The organism is Pseudoroseomonas cervicalis ATCC 49957 (assembly GCF_000164635.1).
Taxonomy (GTDB): domain Bacteria; phylum Pseudomonadota; class Alphaproteobacteria; order Acetobacterales; family Acetobacteraceae; genus Pseudoroseomonas; species Pseudoroseomonas cervicalis.
This window is the reverse complement of sequence record NZ_GG770973.1, coordinates 1-1,207: the sequence shown is the minus strand read 5'-3', so window position 1 is coordinate 1,207 and position 1,207 is coordinate 1. Positions and strand designations below refer to the sequence as shown.

Annotated in this window: 1 pseudogene; it reads right to left on the bottom strand. The window is 75.7% G+C overall.

Annotated elements, in window-relative coordinates:
- Window positions 1–1,207 (bottom strand): annotated as a pseudogene (locus HMPREF0731_RS20870) (NAD-glutamate dehydrogenase domain-containing protein); the annotation flags it as partial.

Below are 1,207 nucleotides of genomic sequence, written 5' to 3'. Positions count from 1 at the left end.
CGCCTGGGTCGCCGGCGCCGTCTCGGTGTAGGCGGCGGGGAAGGCGTCGGTCCAGCGGCCGAGCAGGGCGGCGGCGCGGCTCTCGCCCAGATCGGCGGTCAGCGCCTCGCCCAGACGGTCGGTGAAGGGGCGGGCGGCCTGCGCCACCGCCGCCTCCAGCGCCGCGTCATCCACGCTGGTCACCGCGCCGGGCGTGGTGCCGATGATGTAGTGGACGCGCGCCAGCGGCGTGTCGCCCAGCGCGATGTGGAAGGCGGAGAGCCGCCCGCCGAAGGCGCGCGCCAGCATGGCGCCGACCTTCTCGCGCAGCCGCGTGTCGAAAGTGTCGCGCGGCAGCCAGGCGATGGCGGAGACGAAGCGCTCGAACGGGTCGCGGCGGATGTAGAGCGCCGGGCGCGGCCGGATGAACAGGTCGAGGGCGCGGTGCGCGCCCTCCAGGATGGCGTCGTCCTCGGCCTGGAACAGCTCGTCGCGCGGCCAGGTGTCGAGGATGTTGCGCAGCGCGCGGCCATCATGGCTGTCCGGGTTGACGCCGGCGCGGTCCAGGATGCGCTCCACCTTGGCCGACAGCCAGGGGATGCTGCGCGGGTTGCGGTTGTAGGCCGAGGCCGCGAACAGGCCGAGGAACAGCCGCACGCCGGTGACCTGGCCATCGGCGCCGAAGACGCGGGTGGCCACCACATCGGCATGCTGCGGCCGGTGGACGCGGGCGCGCATATTGGCCTTGGCGATGGCCAGCGGCGCCGCGCCGCGCAGCGAGGCGCGCACCGCCGGCGGGATCGAGGCCAGGTCGCGCAGCGCGTCGAACACCGGCACCGCCGGGTCGCGCAGCAGGCCGAGCCCGTCCTCCGCCGTGTCGCCGCCGGGGGCGAAGCGGATCACCCGGTGGCCGAGGAAGACGAAATTGTCCTCCCCCATCCAGCGCAGGAAGGCCTGGCCGGCGGTGGCGTCGGCGCCGCTGGTGGCGATCTCGGCCTCGGCCGCGCGCAGCCGCTCCAGCACGGCGGGGAAATCGGCCACCGCCTGGCGCACATCGGCCATGGCATGGGCCAGCGCCGCCTCAGTCGCCTCCCAGCCCTCGGAGGGCGCCTCGCCGCTGCCGACCAGCCGCGCCGCGGCGGGGGCGATCTCGACATGCATCATGCTCTCGGCCGCCTCGCCCGCGCCGATGGCGGCCAGCCGCCCCTCGGCGTCGCGGGTGACGCGC